A 15,703-nucleotide genomic window follows, 5' to 3' on the forward strand; every position below is an offset into this window, starting at 1 on the left:
GGTGGGGGGGGGCGGGTGGGCGAATTGGGGTTGGCTATGACAGTGATAGAAGGCCAGTTGTGGCAAACCATCTTCAAGCCCAAATAACGCAGTCATGATCATCCATGTGCACCAGAAACGTGAGTTTGCTATCCGTCACCCAGAACGGATATCCGGTCGTTTCACCTAAGATAGAGGCTATATCCTGCGCATTGTCGATTTCCCAGCCCGAGTATGTTGAATCAAGTACCAACAAAATCAGGTCTTTTTGGTTAATGCGGTACTGTATTTCCTTCCAGAAATTGGGGTTGTGCTCTGAATTTTTCTCGTTCAGTTCGACGGGGTCGAGGAAGCTGCTCTCGAACTTGAAGAACTTTTTTGTCAGGTTATTTATTAATGCTGTGGTTTCGTATGTCTGAAGTTTTCTAAAGCTTATTTCTAAGCTCCTGAAAGCATCATCTATTTCTTCTTCCAGGTAACTCATTAGTGAATCCCAATTCTTGATCGGCTAACGGGAACCAGTTTGAGAAGTATATGACCTCTTTTTGCCCCTCCGCCCGCTCTCTTTCCGGGGGTTTGATAGCCAATATGAGGTGATTTCGGCCCTTCTTTGCTTGGGACAAGTATTGGGTCATCAATATTCACCTCGGCCCCCCTATTTGGGCCGCTTTGGACACGCCATTCAGTTGGAAATGACTTTCCATATTGGTCTTTACCCCATTTGGATACGCTGTATTCATCCCTTGATATGCCTGTTCTGCGAAAGGCTTCATCTAAACCCGTGTGCATTTGCTCGTAGCTGTTGCGGTCTTGTTTGCGCCAGTCCAGATCTACATCGGAGTTAAACTCCCATGTGTTTCCGGTGTGTGGCGGAGGGCAGCTCCCAGAAGTGCAAGCTAACCCTAACGGATCTAACCATCCGGTCGGGTTAGGCACGTACTGGTACGCGTTGAGCCCACCCGCCAACTTCACCGGATCAGGCGTCAGGTAACACCCAATATCCGGATTGTAGTAGCGATGGCGGTTGTAGTGCAGTCCGCTTTCCTGATCGAAGTACTGACCCTGGAAACGCAGCGGGTTGTCGATTGTGCCTTTGTCGAGTCGGCTGATCTGGCCGTAGGCGCGGTAGTGCGCGGACCAGACGATGGCGCCGTCTGGAGAGGTGAGTTCTTGCGGCGTGCCGAGGTGGTCGAGTTGGTAGTGATAGGGCTTGGTATCTATTGGGCCGAAGCCTTCCAACAGAACCAGCGGGCGAAAGCTGTCGGGTTCATAGAGATAGCTGCGATGGCGATCCGCATGGTGTTCGGCAATCAGCCTGTCGCCTTGCCAGAAAAACTCCGTCGTTAGGCCGTCCACGGTTTTGCTGATGCGCCGCCCAAACGGGTCGTAGCGGTAGCTGGCGGTTTGGCCGTTGGGTTGGGTGATGCCGATCAGCCGATGCTGGCAGTCGTAACGGTATTCGGTAACGAGTTGATGGCCTTTGCCACGCCGCTCGCGGATGAGGTTGCCGAAGGCGTCATAGTCGTAGTGGCGGTCGCCCTGGATCATCAGGCGGTTGCCGGCGACGATGTCGGGGCCGGGGCGGTCTTGCATCAGCAGGTTGCCGGCGCGGGTGTGGCCGAAGCGTTCCTGCAGGTCTTGGGAGTGGTCGGCGCGGGTGAGGCGGCCTAGTGGGTCGTAGTGGTAGTGGTGTTCGCCTTTGCGCGTGTCGAGCAGGCGGGTGAGGTTGCCGGTTTTGTCATAGTCGTATTGGCGTTGGTAGAGGTGGTCCTGTTGCTGGGTGATCGCGTGGGCGTGCAGGCGGTGCTGGTCGTCGTGGTGGTAGTGGCTGAGGAGTTGGCCTTGTTGGCGCTGGTGTTCCTGGCCGGCTTTGAACAGATGAGACGTCAGCAGCGCGCCGTTTAATTCGATGGTGGCGAGGTGGCCGCCTTTCGCATGGTTAAAAACCAGTCGGTTGTTATCGGGTAGGCGCAGGTGTTGAAGCTGGCCGCAGGCGTCGTAGCCGTAGCGCAAGGTGCCCCAGCCCTGGTGTTCGGCGGTGAGGCGGCTTTGTTGGTCGTATTCGTAGGCCAGCGCCCAGTGGCCGTCATCGACGCTGAGGAGGTTGCCCTGGCGGTCGTAGGCATATTCAACAAGGCTACCGTCGGGCAGGGTTTTTCTGACGAGGCGTCCGGCGTGGTCTCGCTCGTAACGGGTAACGAGCTGACTACCATCGTCACCGTGTTCGGTCTTTTCCTGCAGGTTGCCGTTGAGGTCGTAGACGTAGGCCGTACGCTGCCCGTCAAACCCGGTTTCCTGCTGGATCAGTCCGTTGGGATGATAAGCAAGTCGGTAGGTCTCGCCGACCTCGTTTTCGATCTCGGTCAGCAATAACCGCACGTTGTCGTAGCGGTATTTGACCTGAGTGCCATCAGCGTTGATGCGCCGACTGATCAGGTGCAACCCGTCGGCGTATTCGTAGCGGGTGACATGCCCCAGCTCATCGCGTTCGGCGCTGATTTTGCCGTAGGGGTTGTAGCTGTATTCCCGACATGCACCGCCTGGTAATACGACGCGAACCAAGCGACCCACGCTGTCCCACTGATACTGGGTCAGCGCGCCATGCTCATCCTCGCGCGCCACCTGACGGCCAAGATCGTCATAGCGATACCGCTTGATCCCGCCATTGGGCAGCTGCTCCTCAATCAGTTGCCCCCGCTCATTCCACACCAGCCGCTGACAACTGTGATCCGGGTACCAAACCCCAACCAGTTGCCCGTATTTGTCGTAGCTGTAATCCGTAACATGTCCGTCGGGATCGATCTTACGAATGACATCGCCCTGGTCGTTACGCTCGTACTTCCAGACCGCCAGACCCCGTCTTACAACCCGTACGAAGCCATTGTCATGCTCGTAGGACGTCGGCTCATCATCCCCGGGAAACAACGCCACCAAGTGTCCGGCGTCGTCGTACTGATACGCCGTCACCGCCCCCAGCGGATCCTGCTCAACCGTCAGCCGGCCTTTGGCGTCGTAGGATTTGAAATGCTGGGCACCGTCCGGATCAATCCGCTGCACCAGCCGCGCCCGGTCGTCATGGACATACACTTCCTGACTGCCATCGGCGTTGTGCAGCGTGACACGGCCGTCGTCCCCCCAGGCATACCGCGTATCCATCTGGGAAAAACTGGCCCAATGCCGAACACATCGCGCAGCCTTGCCCGCCCGTTCCCATTCCCAAAAGAAACTCGCCCCACCGGCCAGTCCACGCTCAAGAATCACGTGCTGATCGTCGTAGCGATAAACCTCGCTTTCACCTACCGCATTGGTCGCCGAGACCAGTCGGCCAGCATCGTCATAGGCGTAGGAAACAATGCTCTGCTCAGTAATCCAGACATACGGACCACGGTCTTCGGCCCGCTGCACCTGGTAGTCCACCGCGACGATGCGGCCCGACGCATAGCGCAGGAACAGCGCACACCTCGCACCGTTATCCAGCCGCTCAATCCGCCCCAGAAAATCCCGAGCAATCCGCAACCGGTTGTCGTAGGCATCACTGATCGAGACCAGCACACCGTCGCGAAAGTGATAAAACCGCGACGCCTGGGACAACACCAGTTCGTCCGGCGATGCGCCCAAATAGATTGCGGCTTCGGCCAGGCTATTGGTGATGGCGGGTCGAGCAACGGTCGGCATCGGAAATGAAGTACTGCGATTCTCATGGTCCGTCCACACCACCGAATCGCCCGACACCGCAAGCCGATGCGCCAGCGAATGACTCCAGCCAAACCCCAACCCGACATCCACTTCCACCGCACTGGTGCGATATAACCGTGTCCACTCGAACGGCAAGATTCCATCCAACGTGCCGTCGGTGAGGGTGAGCAATTCCTCCCCGGTAACCATCGACACCGGGCAGCCGTTGGTGACGGTCTTATCCGAAGGGGCCGCCGCATCCCCGTTCGGGTTCTTCCCTGAAACGGGCACATCATCGACAGGCTCCTGCCTGACCAACACCGTCTGCTGAGTCTTCCTGCGAACCGCCGGCACCGGGTTCGAAACCACATGCTCCCCAACCTTCAACGGCGCAACCGGTACAGTCTTGATCGCTGTCGCGGGGCCACTGAGCAGCAAAGGCTTCACCGCCTCGACATGCGCGTCCAACGTCGGCCCCACCAACTGATCAGCCAGCCTCTCCAGCCACTTGTGCGCTCGTCCGGATTTGATATGTCCCAGCACCTGAGCGCCCAGGCGAATCTGCACGCCCATGCCACGGGTCGCCCAGATCAGAAATAGATTGATCAGTACCTCACCGGTGATCTCGCCCAGCACTTCATACATCTCGGGCGGCGGTAGCAGGCGTAGCCAACTGACCATGGCTGACATGTAGATAAACAGCAGCGGCTCATCGCTGAGCACCAACAGCCCCTTTGCGATGGCGTCGTTGCCCAGCCTCAGCAGTTCATCGAGTTCAGTCTGGGAGATGTAGGCCAACAACTTCTGGCTGTTGGCCTTGAGGTCCGCCAGCAAGTCATACAGCTGCGTAACGTTGTCCCACAGGTTGTAGAGCGCCTTGGCCATCCCGCTTGAAAACGCCAAACCTTGCATCGCGCTACGTTCGGGCGGCGTGGCGTTGGCGAAGTCGTCCCATTGGGGCTGGAAGGTCTTGGTCCATTCGTCACGCAGGCGACTTTCCAACCCCGCGATCACCGATTGATAAGACCCATACAGCGCCTTGACGTGATCCCTGGAAACGTTGGGGTAGAAACTGATTCGGTACGGCTGGTTGCGATCACACTCGGTGATTTCGAGGATGCCGCTGGGACCGATGGTCCGATGGAGTGGTGCGCCGAGCGGGCTGCCGTCCTGGGCAATGGCTTGCAGCATCACCGGCGTATTGCCGATCGGTACAAACCGAGTGCTTTCGAACATATGCACCAGGGTCAGCGATCCCTGGGCATCGCAGCTGGCGACGGTGTTACTGGGGGTTTTGGAGGAAGCCGGCGCCACCAGCGCCACCTCTTCCCCAACTTTGAACACCTGATCCACTTCCAGTGCCGAAGCGCTCAAGAACCCCTCGGCCCACTCATCAAAGGTATTCAGGCAACCGCGAAAGTCACGAAAGACGCGCTCAACGTCCGGCGCCTTGGCATCCATGGGGGCCAGGACAAAGCTGGCAATGACGGGAATCAAGAGGCAGCCCCGACAACCAGGGCATTAACGGGTAGGTGCATCGGCGGTCCCTCGCACTGAATGATCAGGCGAGAGACTTTGGAGAGGTTCGTCAGGTAAAGAAGTCGGCGCTATTCGCCAGGACGGCTAGGAGGGTTCGCCAAGACTTCGGGTAAACGCAGAGTCGATCGTAGGAGTCGGATTACAGGTGGAGAAGCCCTACAGCTTCAGTTGCCCAATCGCCTTGCTCAACTCACCAGCCAACGTTGCCAGCTCATTGCTGGTGGTCGCCGAATCCACAGTCTGTTGCACGGTGTTCTCGGTCACATCACGAATGCTCACCACTGCGCGGTTCATCTCTTCGGCCACGTGGCTTTGCTGTTCGGCGGCGACGGCGATCTGGGTGTTGCTTTCACGCATTTGCGCCACGGCGCTGGTGATTTCGGCGAGCGCTGTGCCGGCTTCCAGGGCTTGTTGTACGCAGTCGTCGGCCTTGAACGAGCTTTCCTGCATGAAGTCCACCGCGTCGCGGGTGCCGGCCTGCAGAGCCGAGACCATGCGGGTGATTTCGTCGGTGGAGCTTTGCACGCGCTTGGCCAGGTTGCGCACTTCGTCGGCGACCACGGCAAACCCACGGCCCATTTCCCCGGCGCGAGCCGCTTCGATGGCGGCGTTGAGGGCGAGCAGGTTGGTCTGTTCGGCGATGCTGTGGATCACACTGACCACGCTGTTGATTTTCTGGCTGTCCTCGGCCAGTTTCTGGATCATTTCGGCGGTCTGTTGCACGCCGGAAGACAGGCCGGCGATTGAGTGCTGTACGCGGGTGACCACGTCCTGACCGCTGCCAGCGAGGGTGTCGGCGGCCTGGGACAAGTCGCGGGTGGCACCGGCATGTTGAGCGATATGGTAGACGGTGGCGGTCATTTCGTTGATGGCGGTGGCGGCCTGGTCGGTCTCGCTTTGCTGGCCAAGCATGCCGTGTTGTACCTCGTTCATGCTGCTGGCCAATCGAGCGGCACCCTCGTCCAGAAGCTTGGCGGTGCGCGCCACGGTGCTGACCACGCGCTGATAAACGGCTTGCATGGCATTGAAGGCGCTGGCCATCTGGCCGACTTCATCCTTGCAGGCCAACGGCACGCGGGCCGACAGGTCGCCGGTTTTCTCCACGTGCAGCATCACGTCCTTGAGGGTGTTGAGTTGGCTGAGCAGGAAGCGGATCAGCAATTGGGAGGCGCAGAGCATCGCCAGCATCAGGATCAGCACCGCCACGGCATAGTTGGCGAAGCGTTCACTGAATACCTGGCTCAGGCTGGGGGCGTGGGCGAGCACGGCGATGTATTGCCCATCAGGGCGGGCGATCACTTCAGCGCCCATCAGCGTGTTTTCGCCGAACAGCGGCATGGGGTTGAGTTCGACCCAACCCGTGTTGCTGCTCAGGGCTGACAGATCCTGATCGGCCAGCTGTGGGACTTGGCCGCGGGCAAACGTCAGCCAGTGCTCGCTATTGGGCAGGGCCTTGTCGGCCGGCCAGGCACCGAGCAATTGCGCCTGGGCCTGTGCCGAAGCCTGGGACGCATGGCTGCGCGATTGCTGTTCGAGATGCACGGCGTACAGCACCAGGAGCAGGGTCGTGATAAAGGCGACCGCGTTGACGGCCCAGAATTTGTATTTCAGCGAGATATTGCTAAGCCAGGCACCCATGGAAGGTTTTCTCTGATAGCGGAAACAGCATTGGCAAGGTGCCATTATTGTGCCGCTACTCAGCAAAGCGGTTTTGACATGGGTCAATGCACCGCATCAATCCACGGCAGGCAGCCCAAAAAACGCGCGGGCACAGGCGGTGCTGTGCTGAGCCAGGTCCTCGGCCGTTTCGTTGCGATGCAGGGCGACTTCGCGCAGCACTTCCGGTAGGTAGGCGGGTTCGTTACGGCCGTTTTTCGGCTTTGGACGCAGGGTGCGCGGCAGCAGGTAGGGCGCATCGCTCTCCAGCATCAGACGACCACGGGGAATTTCCCTGACCAACGGATGCAGGTGCGTCCCACGGCGTTCATCACAGATCCAGCCGGTAATGCCAATGTGCAAATCGAGATCGAGGTAGCTGAACAGCGCCGGTTGTTCGCCGGTGAAGCAATGCACCACGGCGGCGCTCAGGTGGTCGCGGTAGTCCTTGAGGATCTCCAGCAGACGCTGGTTGGCGTCGCGCTCATGGAGAAACACCGGCAGTTTGAGCTCAACCGCCAGAGCGAAGTGCTCTTCGAGGACTTTTTCCTGTTGCGGGCGCGGAGAGAAATCCCGATTGAAATCCAGCCCGCATTCGCCCACCGCACGTACGCGGCTTTCGCTGAGTAAACCGCGCAGGCGCCTGGCGCTATCGCCGTTCCAATCGCTGGCGGAGTGGGGGTGGATGCCGGCCGTGCTGAACAGGCGTTGGCCGCTGTCATCGAGGTTGACGCACAGTTCCAAGGCCTGTTCGCTGCCGTCGACGCTGGTGCCGGTGAGCACCAATTGTTGCACCCCGGCGGCATAGGCGCGATCGAGAACGGCCTGGTGCTTCTCGTCGAAACTGGGGTTGGTCAGGTTGACGCCGATATCAATGAGTTGCATGGTGCTATCTCCGCCTGCGGCCGGAAAGCATATCAGAGCTGTAGATTTATAAGAAAAACGAAGAACTACAACGAGTTATAGCTGTCTTTGAACGTCGCAAGTGACATCGTGGTTGGCTGCACGCCTTGCACTGTGCCACCGTTGCGCGTCTTGCCAGCGCTTAAAGCGCTCTGTATCTGACCCCCAACGCCTCGTTTTTCGCGAGGGTGTTGGCCAGTATTCTTTCCGGAGAGCGGATGATCCGACCCTCGGCGTTGCTTATGTTGTGCCTGACGCTGCTGCTGCCCGCGGCGGCGCTCGCGCGTCTGGACGGGCCGCTGGAAGTGACCAGGCCCGGCAAGGTGCGTGACCTGGCGGAGATTCGCTCGAGTCGCACCCTGCGTGTATTGGTCAACCAGAGCCGTAACAGTTCCGGCGAGGTCCAGGGCCAGGCCATCGGTGTCGAATACCATCGTCTGCGTGCGTTCGAGCAATACCTCAATGGCCACGCCCGTGATGGCCAGGAAATCAACCTCAAGATCATTCCCAAGGCCAAGGACCAACTGCTCGGCGCACTCGCCCGTGGCGAAGGCGACCTGGTGGCCCCCGGTGAATTGCTGGATGTGAAGGCCGCACACAAGATCAGCACCAGCGATCCGATCGCCAGCGGTGTGCCGTTATGGCTGGTGGGGGTGAAGGGTGAGCGGCGGTTTACCAAGCTGGAGCAGCTATCCGGGCGCACCCTGGCGCTGACCACCGGCAGCGCGGCGGCGGATGCCATCAGCCAGGTCAACCAGAAACTGGCCTTGCACAAACAGCCGCCGGTCAAGGTGGAATGGGTGGACCCGACCCTGGCGGTGGAGGATGTGCTGGAGATGGTCCAGGCGGGTATTTTTCACCTGACTATTGTCGAGAAGCCGATTGCTGAGCGCTGGTCGAAGATCCTGCCCAAGTTGCGCTTCGACAAGCAGGTGGCAATCAGCGAACCGGGCGATGAGTACTGGTTTGTGCGCCAGGACGCCTCGATGCTGCGGGCCAGTATTGATCGATTTCTCAAGACCTATCGCACGCCGTCCGACCAGGATGTGGCATTCCAACGCATCTATCGGCGCCTCTACCAGGTGCGCAACCCACTGGCCCGTGTCGACCGCCAGCGCTTGGAAAAACTGCGCCCGGTATTGCAAAAGCACGCCCGTGAGCAAGGCATGGACTGGCTGAACCTCGCGGCGCTGGCGTTCAAGGAGTCGGCTTTTGACCCGGGTGCGCGCAACAGCGGCGGCCCTACGGGCCTGATGCAGATCACCCCTTCGGCAGCGCAGCGGGTGGGCGTCAACAACATCGAAAGTCTCGACAGCAATGTGCAGGCCGGCGCGCGTTACCTGGCGTTGATCCGTCGTAAATTCTTCGCCAGCCCCAAGCTCAACGAGCGCGAGCGCATGGCCTTCGTATTGGCTGCATACAACATGGGGCCGGAGCGGGTGCAGGGCATGCGCACCGAGGCCAGGCGCCGGGGCCTGAATCCAAACCAATGGTTCTTCCAGGTGGAACGCATCGCCATGGAGCAGGTGGGGATGGGGGGCGTCAGCTATGTTAATAGCGTCAACAAGTACTACTTGGCGTTTGATCGGGAGCGAGAGTCCCTGGAACCGCCGGCGCCGAAAATCGCCTCGAAATAATCTATTTTTTCGATGTTAATCAGGCATTTTTTCGGCTTTTATCATTACTTAAACTGATTAATATAGCGGCCAACCAACCCCTACTTCGAAAAGGATCCACCCCCATGAGCCCAATGATCAAAAGCGTACTGTCCACTCGTGCCGGCTACGGCCTGACCATCCTGCGCATCGTCGTCGGCATCATCTTTGCCGCCCATGGTTCGCAAAAACTCTTCGGTTGGTTTGGCGGCTATGGCCTGGCGGGCACCGCCCAGTGGATGGAAAGCATTGGCCTGGCGCCGGGTACCCTGATGGCGCTGCTGTCGGGCGGAACCGAGTTCTTTGCCGGCCTGGCACTGATCATCGGTTTGCTGGTACGCCCGGCGGCATTGGGCCTGACCATTCTGTCGCTGGTGGCGATCTTCTCGGTGCATATCCATAACGGCTTGTTCATGGCCAACAACGGTTATGAGTTCGCACTGGCCCTGCTGGGCGGCTCCCTGGCGGTGCTGCTGGAAGGTGCTGGCAAACTGTCTGCCGACCGCGCCATCGCCAACTGACACCGGCACAAAACTCTGAAAAGGCCCACCACTGTGTGGGCCTTTTCGTTGCTCGGGATTCTTGACACCGCCCCACCGGCTTCTCTAGGATGCTGCCCATGCGCCGATTTAAACAGCTAATTGCGGGGCGCCACTGGGTCTCATCAATAGGGCCCGACAGAAGCCTGTTCTCCCCTGGGGAGGCAACTTCGAAATACCGCTAAAGCGCTGGTTCGGTGTTGCCTCTCACCTGCCCGCAGACTTTTGAGGCAGAGACACGACACGATGAATGCACTACGCCCCCTGATACGCCTGGCCCCGATCACCGCGGACCTCACCCAACGCAATCCAAAAATCCTCCTGGGCGGCAAGCATCAGCCTACGCTCTTACGTTATCTGGACGGGTGGCCACGTCGCAGCGGGCGGCCATCGGCATTCTTGATTCAGTTTGTGGAAGATGGCGATTCTCTTGCCCGGTTTGCGAATAACAGCTTCGATCTTGCGGTTATCCAGGCCCCCAGCGCGAGCGACGCGCAGGAAGTCATCCGACAATTGACCCGCATTGCCCGGCAGGGGCTGATTGCCAGGCGTTGAACTCAGTAGAGCGCGACGCCCGCCTGTAGTCGACGCCGTCGATTGCACAGAAAAACCACCCAGGCAACCAGGCATAGCATCAGGGGTATCGCCAGTGCCACGAGCATTTTTATGGCGAACTCCAGGCGATGTACCTGCGCGTATGCCTCGGCTTTCAAGGCATGTAATTCCATTGGCAAGCGCAGTCGCTCCTTGTTGAGTGCAACCAATTGGGTGGTGGTGTCCACGGTCTGGGAGCCGAGCTGCACCTCCGTTGGGCGCAGCATTTGCCATTCATGTTCTGTCCGTAGCAGGCGTTGTTCCAATTCAGTCGCCTTCTGCGTGTAGGCGTGTACGGCGCTGTCGCGCATCCGTTCCAGCCTGTTTGGCGATCTTTGCGCCGACGCGTGCGGGCGAATATTGGTCAGTACATCACCGGCGGACAAGTTATCCAGCGTATTCAAGATAAACAATGTGTTGCTGTCGGGCGCTGGGCTATTGACTTGATCCGTGAGCAAATCAGTGTCGGCGACTACCACCACATGGATCTGCGCCGCTTTTTGCACAGCTGCCGGCTGTCCTTCCACGCCATCGAGGAATGCTGAATAGGCAGGCCCCTCTATACGGGCTGCAATCACATGGCGTTGTGTTTGGCTGGAGGCCTCATCGGCCGTTGAATCAAGCTCGGTTGCTGAGGCAAGCCGGTCGGTTTCCTGCAACTCGGATTGCAGGGAGCTTTGCAGGAGAGGGGTCAGGGTCGTGCGGCCTTTCTGGCGGCGAAACAGCACGCCGCTGCTTGATACCGTCACGTTATTCAATTTCCAGGTGCTCGGATCGCCTGTGTTCATTGCCTGCCGGGGCAGGATCAACCTGCCCGGATGCTGCACTGTGAACTTCCCTTTCACTGGTGTGTGCGACGCCGCGTAGCGGTGATCGAGCAGAAACTTGTTCGCCGGCATCTGTATTCCCCAAGCGGCAAGCAAATCAGTCAGTCGGGTATTGGCGGATGGGGGGGGCGAGCTTTGCTCGCTAAACGGGTCGATAAATGCCATCAATTTACCGCCCTTTAAGACAAATTGTTCAACCGCATATAACGACTGCTCAGGCAGCGCCTGTGGATGCACGACCATGAGCGTCTTGACCTGTTCCGGCACGCGCTCGGTGGTTGCTCCCAGATTGACCAGATTGAAATGTCGCTGCAGTTCCTTCAACAATCGGTCCGCGGATTCTCCCATCGCCAGCCCTGACAGCAGTCCGATAGCGGGGCGCTCCGGATGCTGCAACTTGTAGATCAAATGACTGATTTCATATTCGAGCAATGGCTCACGATCCAGGCTGAATGATTCGATGCGTTGCGCTCCATAGCCGGCTCGGGTGCCGATCAGGCCCATGAATCCCGCATTGTCGTCGAGGCCAAACAATCTGGCTTTGTAGGCGTCCTCTGAAAAAGGTATGGGATCAATAAGGTGCAGGTTGATCATGCCTTTTGCTGCTTTTTCGTACTCCATCAACCGGTCTTCGATGCGCTTGCCATAGCGTTTCAAGGTGTAGCTTCGTCCAGGGCTGTCATGGGCATTGAAATAATACAAATCCACAGGGTTTTCCAATGACGCGAGTAACTGTCGTACTTGAGGCGATAGGGTATGCGTTTTTCCTTGTGAGAAGTCCCATCGGATATTTGGAATTTTTCCTACCCAAACTAAGTTAAACGCCAGGAATAGTAACAGGATAACAGTGAGTGTCATGCCGGTGCGCAGAGTAGGTCGCATGGAGGGCTTTCCTTCTCAGCTGTGTCTATAGTTGAGAGTGACGGTCGTCGCTGCGAGAAAGGCCAAGATCATGCTGATGAAGTAAAGCATGTCACGAAGCGTGAACTTTCCATTGTCGATAGCGCTGTACCTCGAAAAAGGGCTGAGGGAGACCAGACTGTCCACCGCCCAGGTGGGGGCTTGATGTTCAAGTGCATCGAGTAAATAAGAGAATGCGCTGACGATAAGCATAAAGCCCACAGTCAGTATGAAAAGGGCAGTGCGTTGCCGCACCAGTGTGAAAATAAAACAGCCGACGGCTAGATAACTGCCCGCCAGCAGCCAGCTCGATATAAATTGCGAGGCAATAACGCTGTTGTCCGCCACTCCCAGGTAGTTGGCAATGATCACGAGAGGGAAGGTCAATATCAGGGCTGTGGCCGCCACGACCCAGGCTGCTAGAAATTTGCCGATAACCCATTCAAACGTGGTGATGGGTAATGTTTTCATCAGGTCGAGAAAACCGGCATTGGACTCGTCCGACCAGAGTTGTGCCGCCAGTACTGGAATCAGCAATAAATAGAGCCAGGGGTGTAGCTGGAAGAAAACCTGCAAGTGACTGCTGTCCTGTTCTGGCCAGGCGCTCATGTGCAACCCCAATGCCACGGACAGTACTGAAAAAATGGCAATGCTCAGATAGGTGCCGGGTGTACCGGCATAGTGGACGAGTTGACGCTTGAATATGACGGGCAGCAGTTTCAAAGGGGGGTCTCTCGGCTCAGATAATGAACTACGTCGCTGAGGCGACCAGGCTCCAGGCTCAGTGAGTTGATTTTCCAGCGACGATTGGCAATGAGCGTATTGATATGGGGGTAGATGGTGTGCCCCGGCATGGCCAGGACGGTCACCGTGCCGGGTGCATGCCGATGTTCTTCGATGCCTGCCACCCCCGGCAGTACGGCGAGAGCCAGCAGGTCCAAGGGGGCATCTGCGGCGAGGGTGACCGCCTGGAAATGGCGAGAGTCGCGTTGCAGATCTGGCATGGGGGTATCGGCCACCAGGCGATCACCTGCGATAACCAGGGCGCGCGTACAGAGTTCGGATAATTCATCGCAGTGTCGGGAAGCGACGATCACGGTCATTTCTTGCGTCAATGACTGGATGAGGCTCCTGAATTTGTATTTCTGATCAGGTGCCAGCCCCTCGGTCGGTTCATCCAGTAATAGCAAGGCAGGGGTGTGCAGGATGGCCTGGGCAATGGTGACTTTGCGCTTCAAACCGATGGAGAGAGCCTCGAGGGGAGCGTTGAGCACCGGCAACAACTCCAGTTGCGTAGCGGCATAGTCCACCTGTGCGCGTTTTTCGGTGCCGCGCAGTCCGCGAATGGCCGCGATGTAGTCAAGGAATTCTTTAACCGACATCGTAGGATGACTGACGCATCTGTGAAGTTGGTAGCCGATAAGTTTTTTTGCTCTTAATGGATGGGCTTTAGTATTGAAGCCTTGGATGTTTATATGCCCGCTGGAAGGCGTGGTCGAGCCCGATATTACGTCGAGAAGGGCCGTTTTAACTGTAGGATTTTCTCCGAATAGTCCCAGGCATTCCTGTTTGTTTGCGCTGAATGAAAAATCGCTGATTATTTTCTTATTGTTTAAATGTTTTGTCAGGTTGATGATTTCGATCATTTAGCGTGGTGTGGTCGTGGAGGGAGAGTTTGAAAAGGGTACGAGCAATATCTGTTTTTGGGAACGCCGCTCAGCATTAATAGGAAAAGTCCTACGTGCGCGCTAGGCACGTCGCTGAAACAATTGTTTTGTGTTTTTAACCTTTAATTATTGAGTGATGGTCTGAAGGTTATAGAGACTTTTCGAATTTTGTAATGAGGCCCGATCACCATGATGCTTCTACGTACCCTTGTTCTTGAACGCGATGGTCAAGATGCTCCGGTTAACGGTGCATTGCTCTGTGGGTTTGCTGTAGGCCAGATTGCCTCCAACTTTCTTGTTTATAGCTTGGATGAAGAGGTTGAGCCGGCGAGTTCCAGGGTGTATGTCGCAGCCTTGCGCAAAAAACTTGATCGGTATTTTCTGGGGGGAGTGGAGTCCAAGGAGGACCTGCATGTGGCAATGCATGTTTTCAAGCAAATTCTCACCTCGGCGGCGGCAGGCACTAAAGCGGGTGTTACCGAAACTCAGGTGCCTTATCATTTTATCGATTTAAAAGGCTGCAAGCTGCCGCCTGCGAGGCCCGAAGAGCATCATTCGGTGATCATCAAGAAGGCCCTGGTGATGAAAGTGATCTCCCTGGGAATGTCTGCGCCGGTGCTGCCGGCAATCGAAAGTGCTTCATTAATTGTGCCTTCCATTCGTTTCTCATCGAAAATGAGTTCATCTGTCAGGGGGGCGAATCCACCCGAGCCTACTCCGCTTCCCGTACCTGAACCTGTCGTAGAAGAGCCCCGGCAGATGTTGGTCGACGCGCCTGTGGCCATTGTCCAGGATGTACCTGTTGTCCTGAATGAGCCAAGCGCCCCGGCGCAGCCGAAGCTTTCGGCGCCCGCGGACGACGACCACTTGTTTGAAGTAGGCAGTACGCTGACCAACCTGGCTCGTGTTGCTCAGGAGCTGGCCCAACAGAAACTCGCTGCGTCGGAGAGGGAAACCGCGCTTGATCAATGGCAGGCCCGCTTGCAGCAGGAGCAAACCCAGTTGGATGAAAGGGGCCGGGATCTGGAGCAGCGCACCGCTCAACTGCATGACCAGTCCCTGGCAGTCAGTCAGCGGACCGAAGCCCTGAAGGTGATGACCTCGCAAGTCTCGAGTTTACGCCAGAGCTTGCGGGGCGTGCTGCTTGAACTGGATCAGACGTTGGATAGCTAGACAGGCCTGGCTACTTTCCTGGGTTCATTTATCATCAGCGCCAGCGAACCGACGCCTGGATGTGATTTCCTGCCTTATCGGTACCTATGGACATTGCCTGGGGATGCATGCGTTTGAGTACCAAGCTGATAACCAAAGAAGGTCATGAAGCGCTGAAGAAAGAGTTGGATTACCTGTGGCGCGAAAAGCGCCCGGATACCACGCGCAAGGTGACATGGGCTGCTTCCCTGGGGGATCGCAGCGAGAACGCCGACTACCAGTACAACAAGAAGCTGCTGCGCGAAATCGACCGGCGGGTGCGTTACTTGCGCAAGCGCCTGGAAGACATGCGTGTGGTGGAGTACATGCCCGAGCAGGAGGGGAAGGTGTTTTTCGGCGCCTGGGTCGAGATTGAAAACGAACAGGGCGAGACCAAGCGTTTTCGTATCGTCGGCTATGACGAGATTTATGATCGGATGGACTATATTTCCATCGATTCACCAATGGCCCGTGCGCTGCTGCGCAAGGAAGTCGACGATGAGGCCATTGTGCAGACCCCGGGAGGTGAGGTGTGCTGGTGGATCACCGCTATCGAGTACGTGAAGTAAGCGACATTG

The 15,703-nt window shown here is 57.5% G+C and carries 12 protein-coding genes; 5 read left to right on the forward strand and 7 right to left on the reverse strand.

Annotated features, from left to right (window positions below):
* Window positions 1-73: 73 nt before the first annotated feature.
* The 4 genes from BLW22_RS05795 to BLW22_RS05810 form a co-directional block, all read right to left on the reverse strand.
* Window positions 74-463: a hypothetical protein gene (locus BLW22_RS05795; protein WP_074844622.1), complete on the reverse strand. Its 390-nt coding sequence runs from the start codon at window positions 461-463 to the stop codon at window positions 74-76.
* The gene (locus tag BLW22_RS05800) at window positions 463-5,151 is read right to left on the reverse strand and encodes an RHS repeat-associated core domain-containing protein (RefSeq protein ID WP_083381320.1); all 4,689 of its coding nucleotides are present in this window, start codon (window positions 5,149-5,151) and stop codon (window positions 463-465) included. Before BLW22_RS05800 ends, BLW22_RS05795 begins: the two co-directional genes overlap by 1 nt.
* A gap of 198 nt (window positions 5,152-5,349) precedes the next feature.
* The gene (locus tag BLW22_RS05805; protein WP_074844625.1) at window positions 5,350-6,831 is read right to left on the reverse strand and encodes a methyl-accepting chemotaxis protein; all 1,482 of its coding nucleotides are present in this window, start codon (window positions 6,829-6,831) and stop codon (window positions 5,350-5,352) included.
* Window positions 6,832-6,927: 96 nt separating this feature from the next.
* On the reverse strand, window positions 6,928-7,734 hold the full coding sequence (locus BLW22_RS05810) for a TatD family hydrolase (protein ID WP_074844628.1): 807 nt from the start codon (window positions 7,732-7,734) through the stop codon (window positions 6,928-6,930).
* A gap of 236 nt (window positions 7,735-7,970) precedes the next feature.
* Here BLW22_RS05810 and BLW22_RS05815 point away from each other — a divergent pair, with 236 nt between their 5' ends.
* The 3 genes from BLW22_RS05815 (at window position 7,971) to BLW22_RS05825 (ending at window position 10,501) form a co-directional block, all read left to right on the forward strand.
* Window positions 7,971-9,389: an MltF family protein gene (locus BLW22_RS05815; RefSeq protein ID WP_065924422.1), complete on the forward strand. Its 1,419-nt coding sequence runs from the start codon at window positions 7,971-7,973 to the stop codon at window positions 9,387-9,389.
* Window positions 9,390-9,493: 104 nt separating this feature from the next.
* Window positions 9,494-9,928 carry a DoxX family protein gene (locus tag BLW22_RS05820; RefSeq protein WP_027606966.1) on the forward strand — a complete coding sequence of 145 codons (435 nt, stop codon included), beginning with the start codon at window positions 9,494-9,496 and terminating at the stop codon, window positions 9,926-9,928.
* A gap of 264 nt (window positions 9,929-10,192) precedes the next feature.
* On the forward strand, window positions 10,193-10,501 hold the full coding sequence (locus BLW22_RS05825; protein ID WP_065924423.1) for a hypothetical protein: 309 nt from the start codon (window positions 10,193-10,195) through the stop codon (window positions 10,499-10,501).
* Between the two features lie 2 nt (window positions 10,502-10,503).
* Here the strand turns inward: BLW22_RS05825 and BLW22_RS05830 are convergent, their stop codons facing one another.
* Genes BLW22_RS05830 through BLW22_RS05840 form a run of 3 tightly spaced genes read right to left on the reverse strand, consistent with a single transcriptional unit; the run spans window position 10,504 to window position 13,913 of the window.
* Window positions 10,504-12,249: a Gldg family protein gene (locus BLW22_RS05830; protein WP_074844633.1), complete on the reverse strand. Its 1,746-nt coding sequence runs from the start codon at window positions 12,247-12,249 to the stop codon at window positions 10,504-10,506.
* 15 nt (window positions 12,250-12,264) lie between these two features.
* Window positions 12,265-12,990 carry an ABC-2 transporter permease gene (locus BLW22_RS05835; RefSeq protein WP_074844636.1) on the reverse strand — a complete coding sequence of 242 codons (726 nt, stop codon included), beginning with the start codon at window positions 12,988-12,990 and terminating at the stop codon, window positions 12,265-12,267.
* Window positions 12,987-13,913, reverse strand: coding sequence for an ABC transporter ATP-binding protein (locus BLW22_RS05840; protein WP_074844639.1), 927 nt, complete (start codon window positions 13,911-13,913; stop codon window positions 12,987-12,989). Before BLW22_RS05840 ends, BLW22_RS05835 begins: the two co-directional genes overlap by 4 nt.
* 210 nt (window positions 13,914-14,123) lie before the next feature.
* Here BLW22_RS05840 and BLW22_RS05845 point away from each other — a divergent pair, with 210 nt between their 5' ends.
* Window positions 14,124-15,107, forward strand: a complete 984-nt coding sequence (locus BLW22_RS05845; protein WP_074844642.1) for a hypothetical protein — start codon at window positions 14,124-14,126, stop codon at window positions 15,105-15,107.
* A gap of 113 nt (window positions 15,108-15,220) precedes the next feature.
* Entirely contained in the window at window positions 15,221-15,694 is a 474-nt protein-coding gene (gene greB, locus BLW22_RS05850; RefSeq protein WP_027606972.1) for a transcription elongation factor GreB, read from the forward strand.
* The last annotated feature ends 9 nt before the right edge of the window (window positions 15,695-15,703 follow it).

Source organism: Pseudomonas marginalis, assembly GCF_900105325.1.
GTDB classification, from domain to species: domain Bacteria; phylum Pseudomonadota; class Gammaproteobacteria; order Pseudomonadales; family Pseudomonadaceae; genus Aquipseudomonas; species Aquipseudomonas marginalis.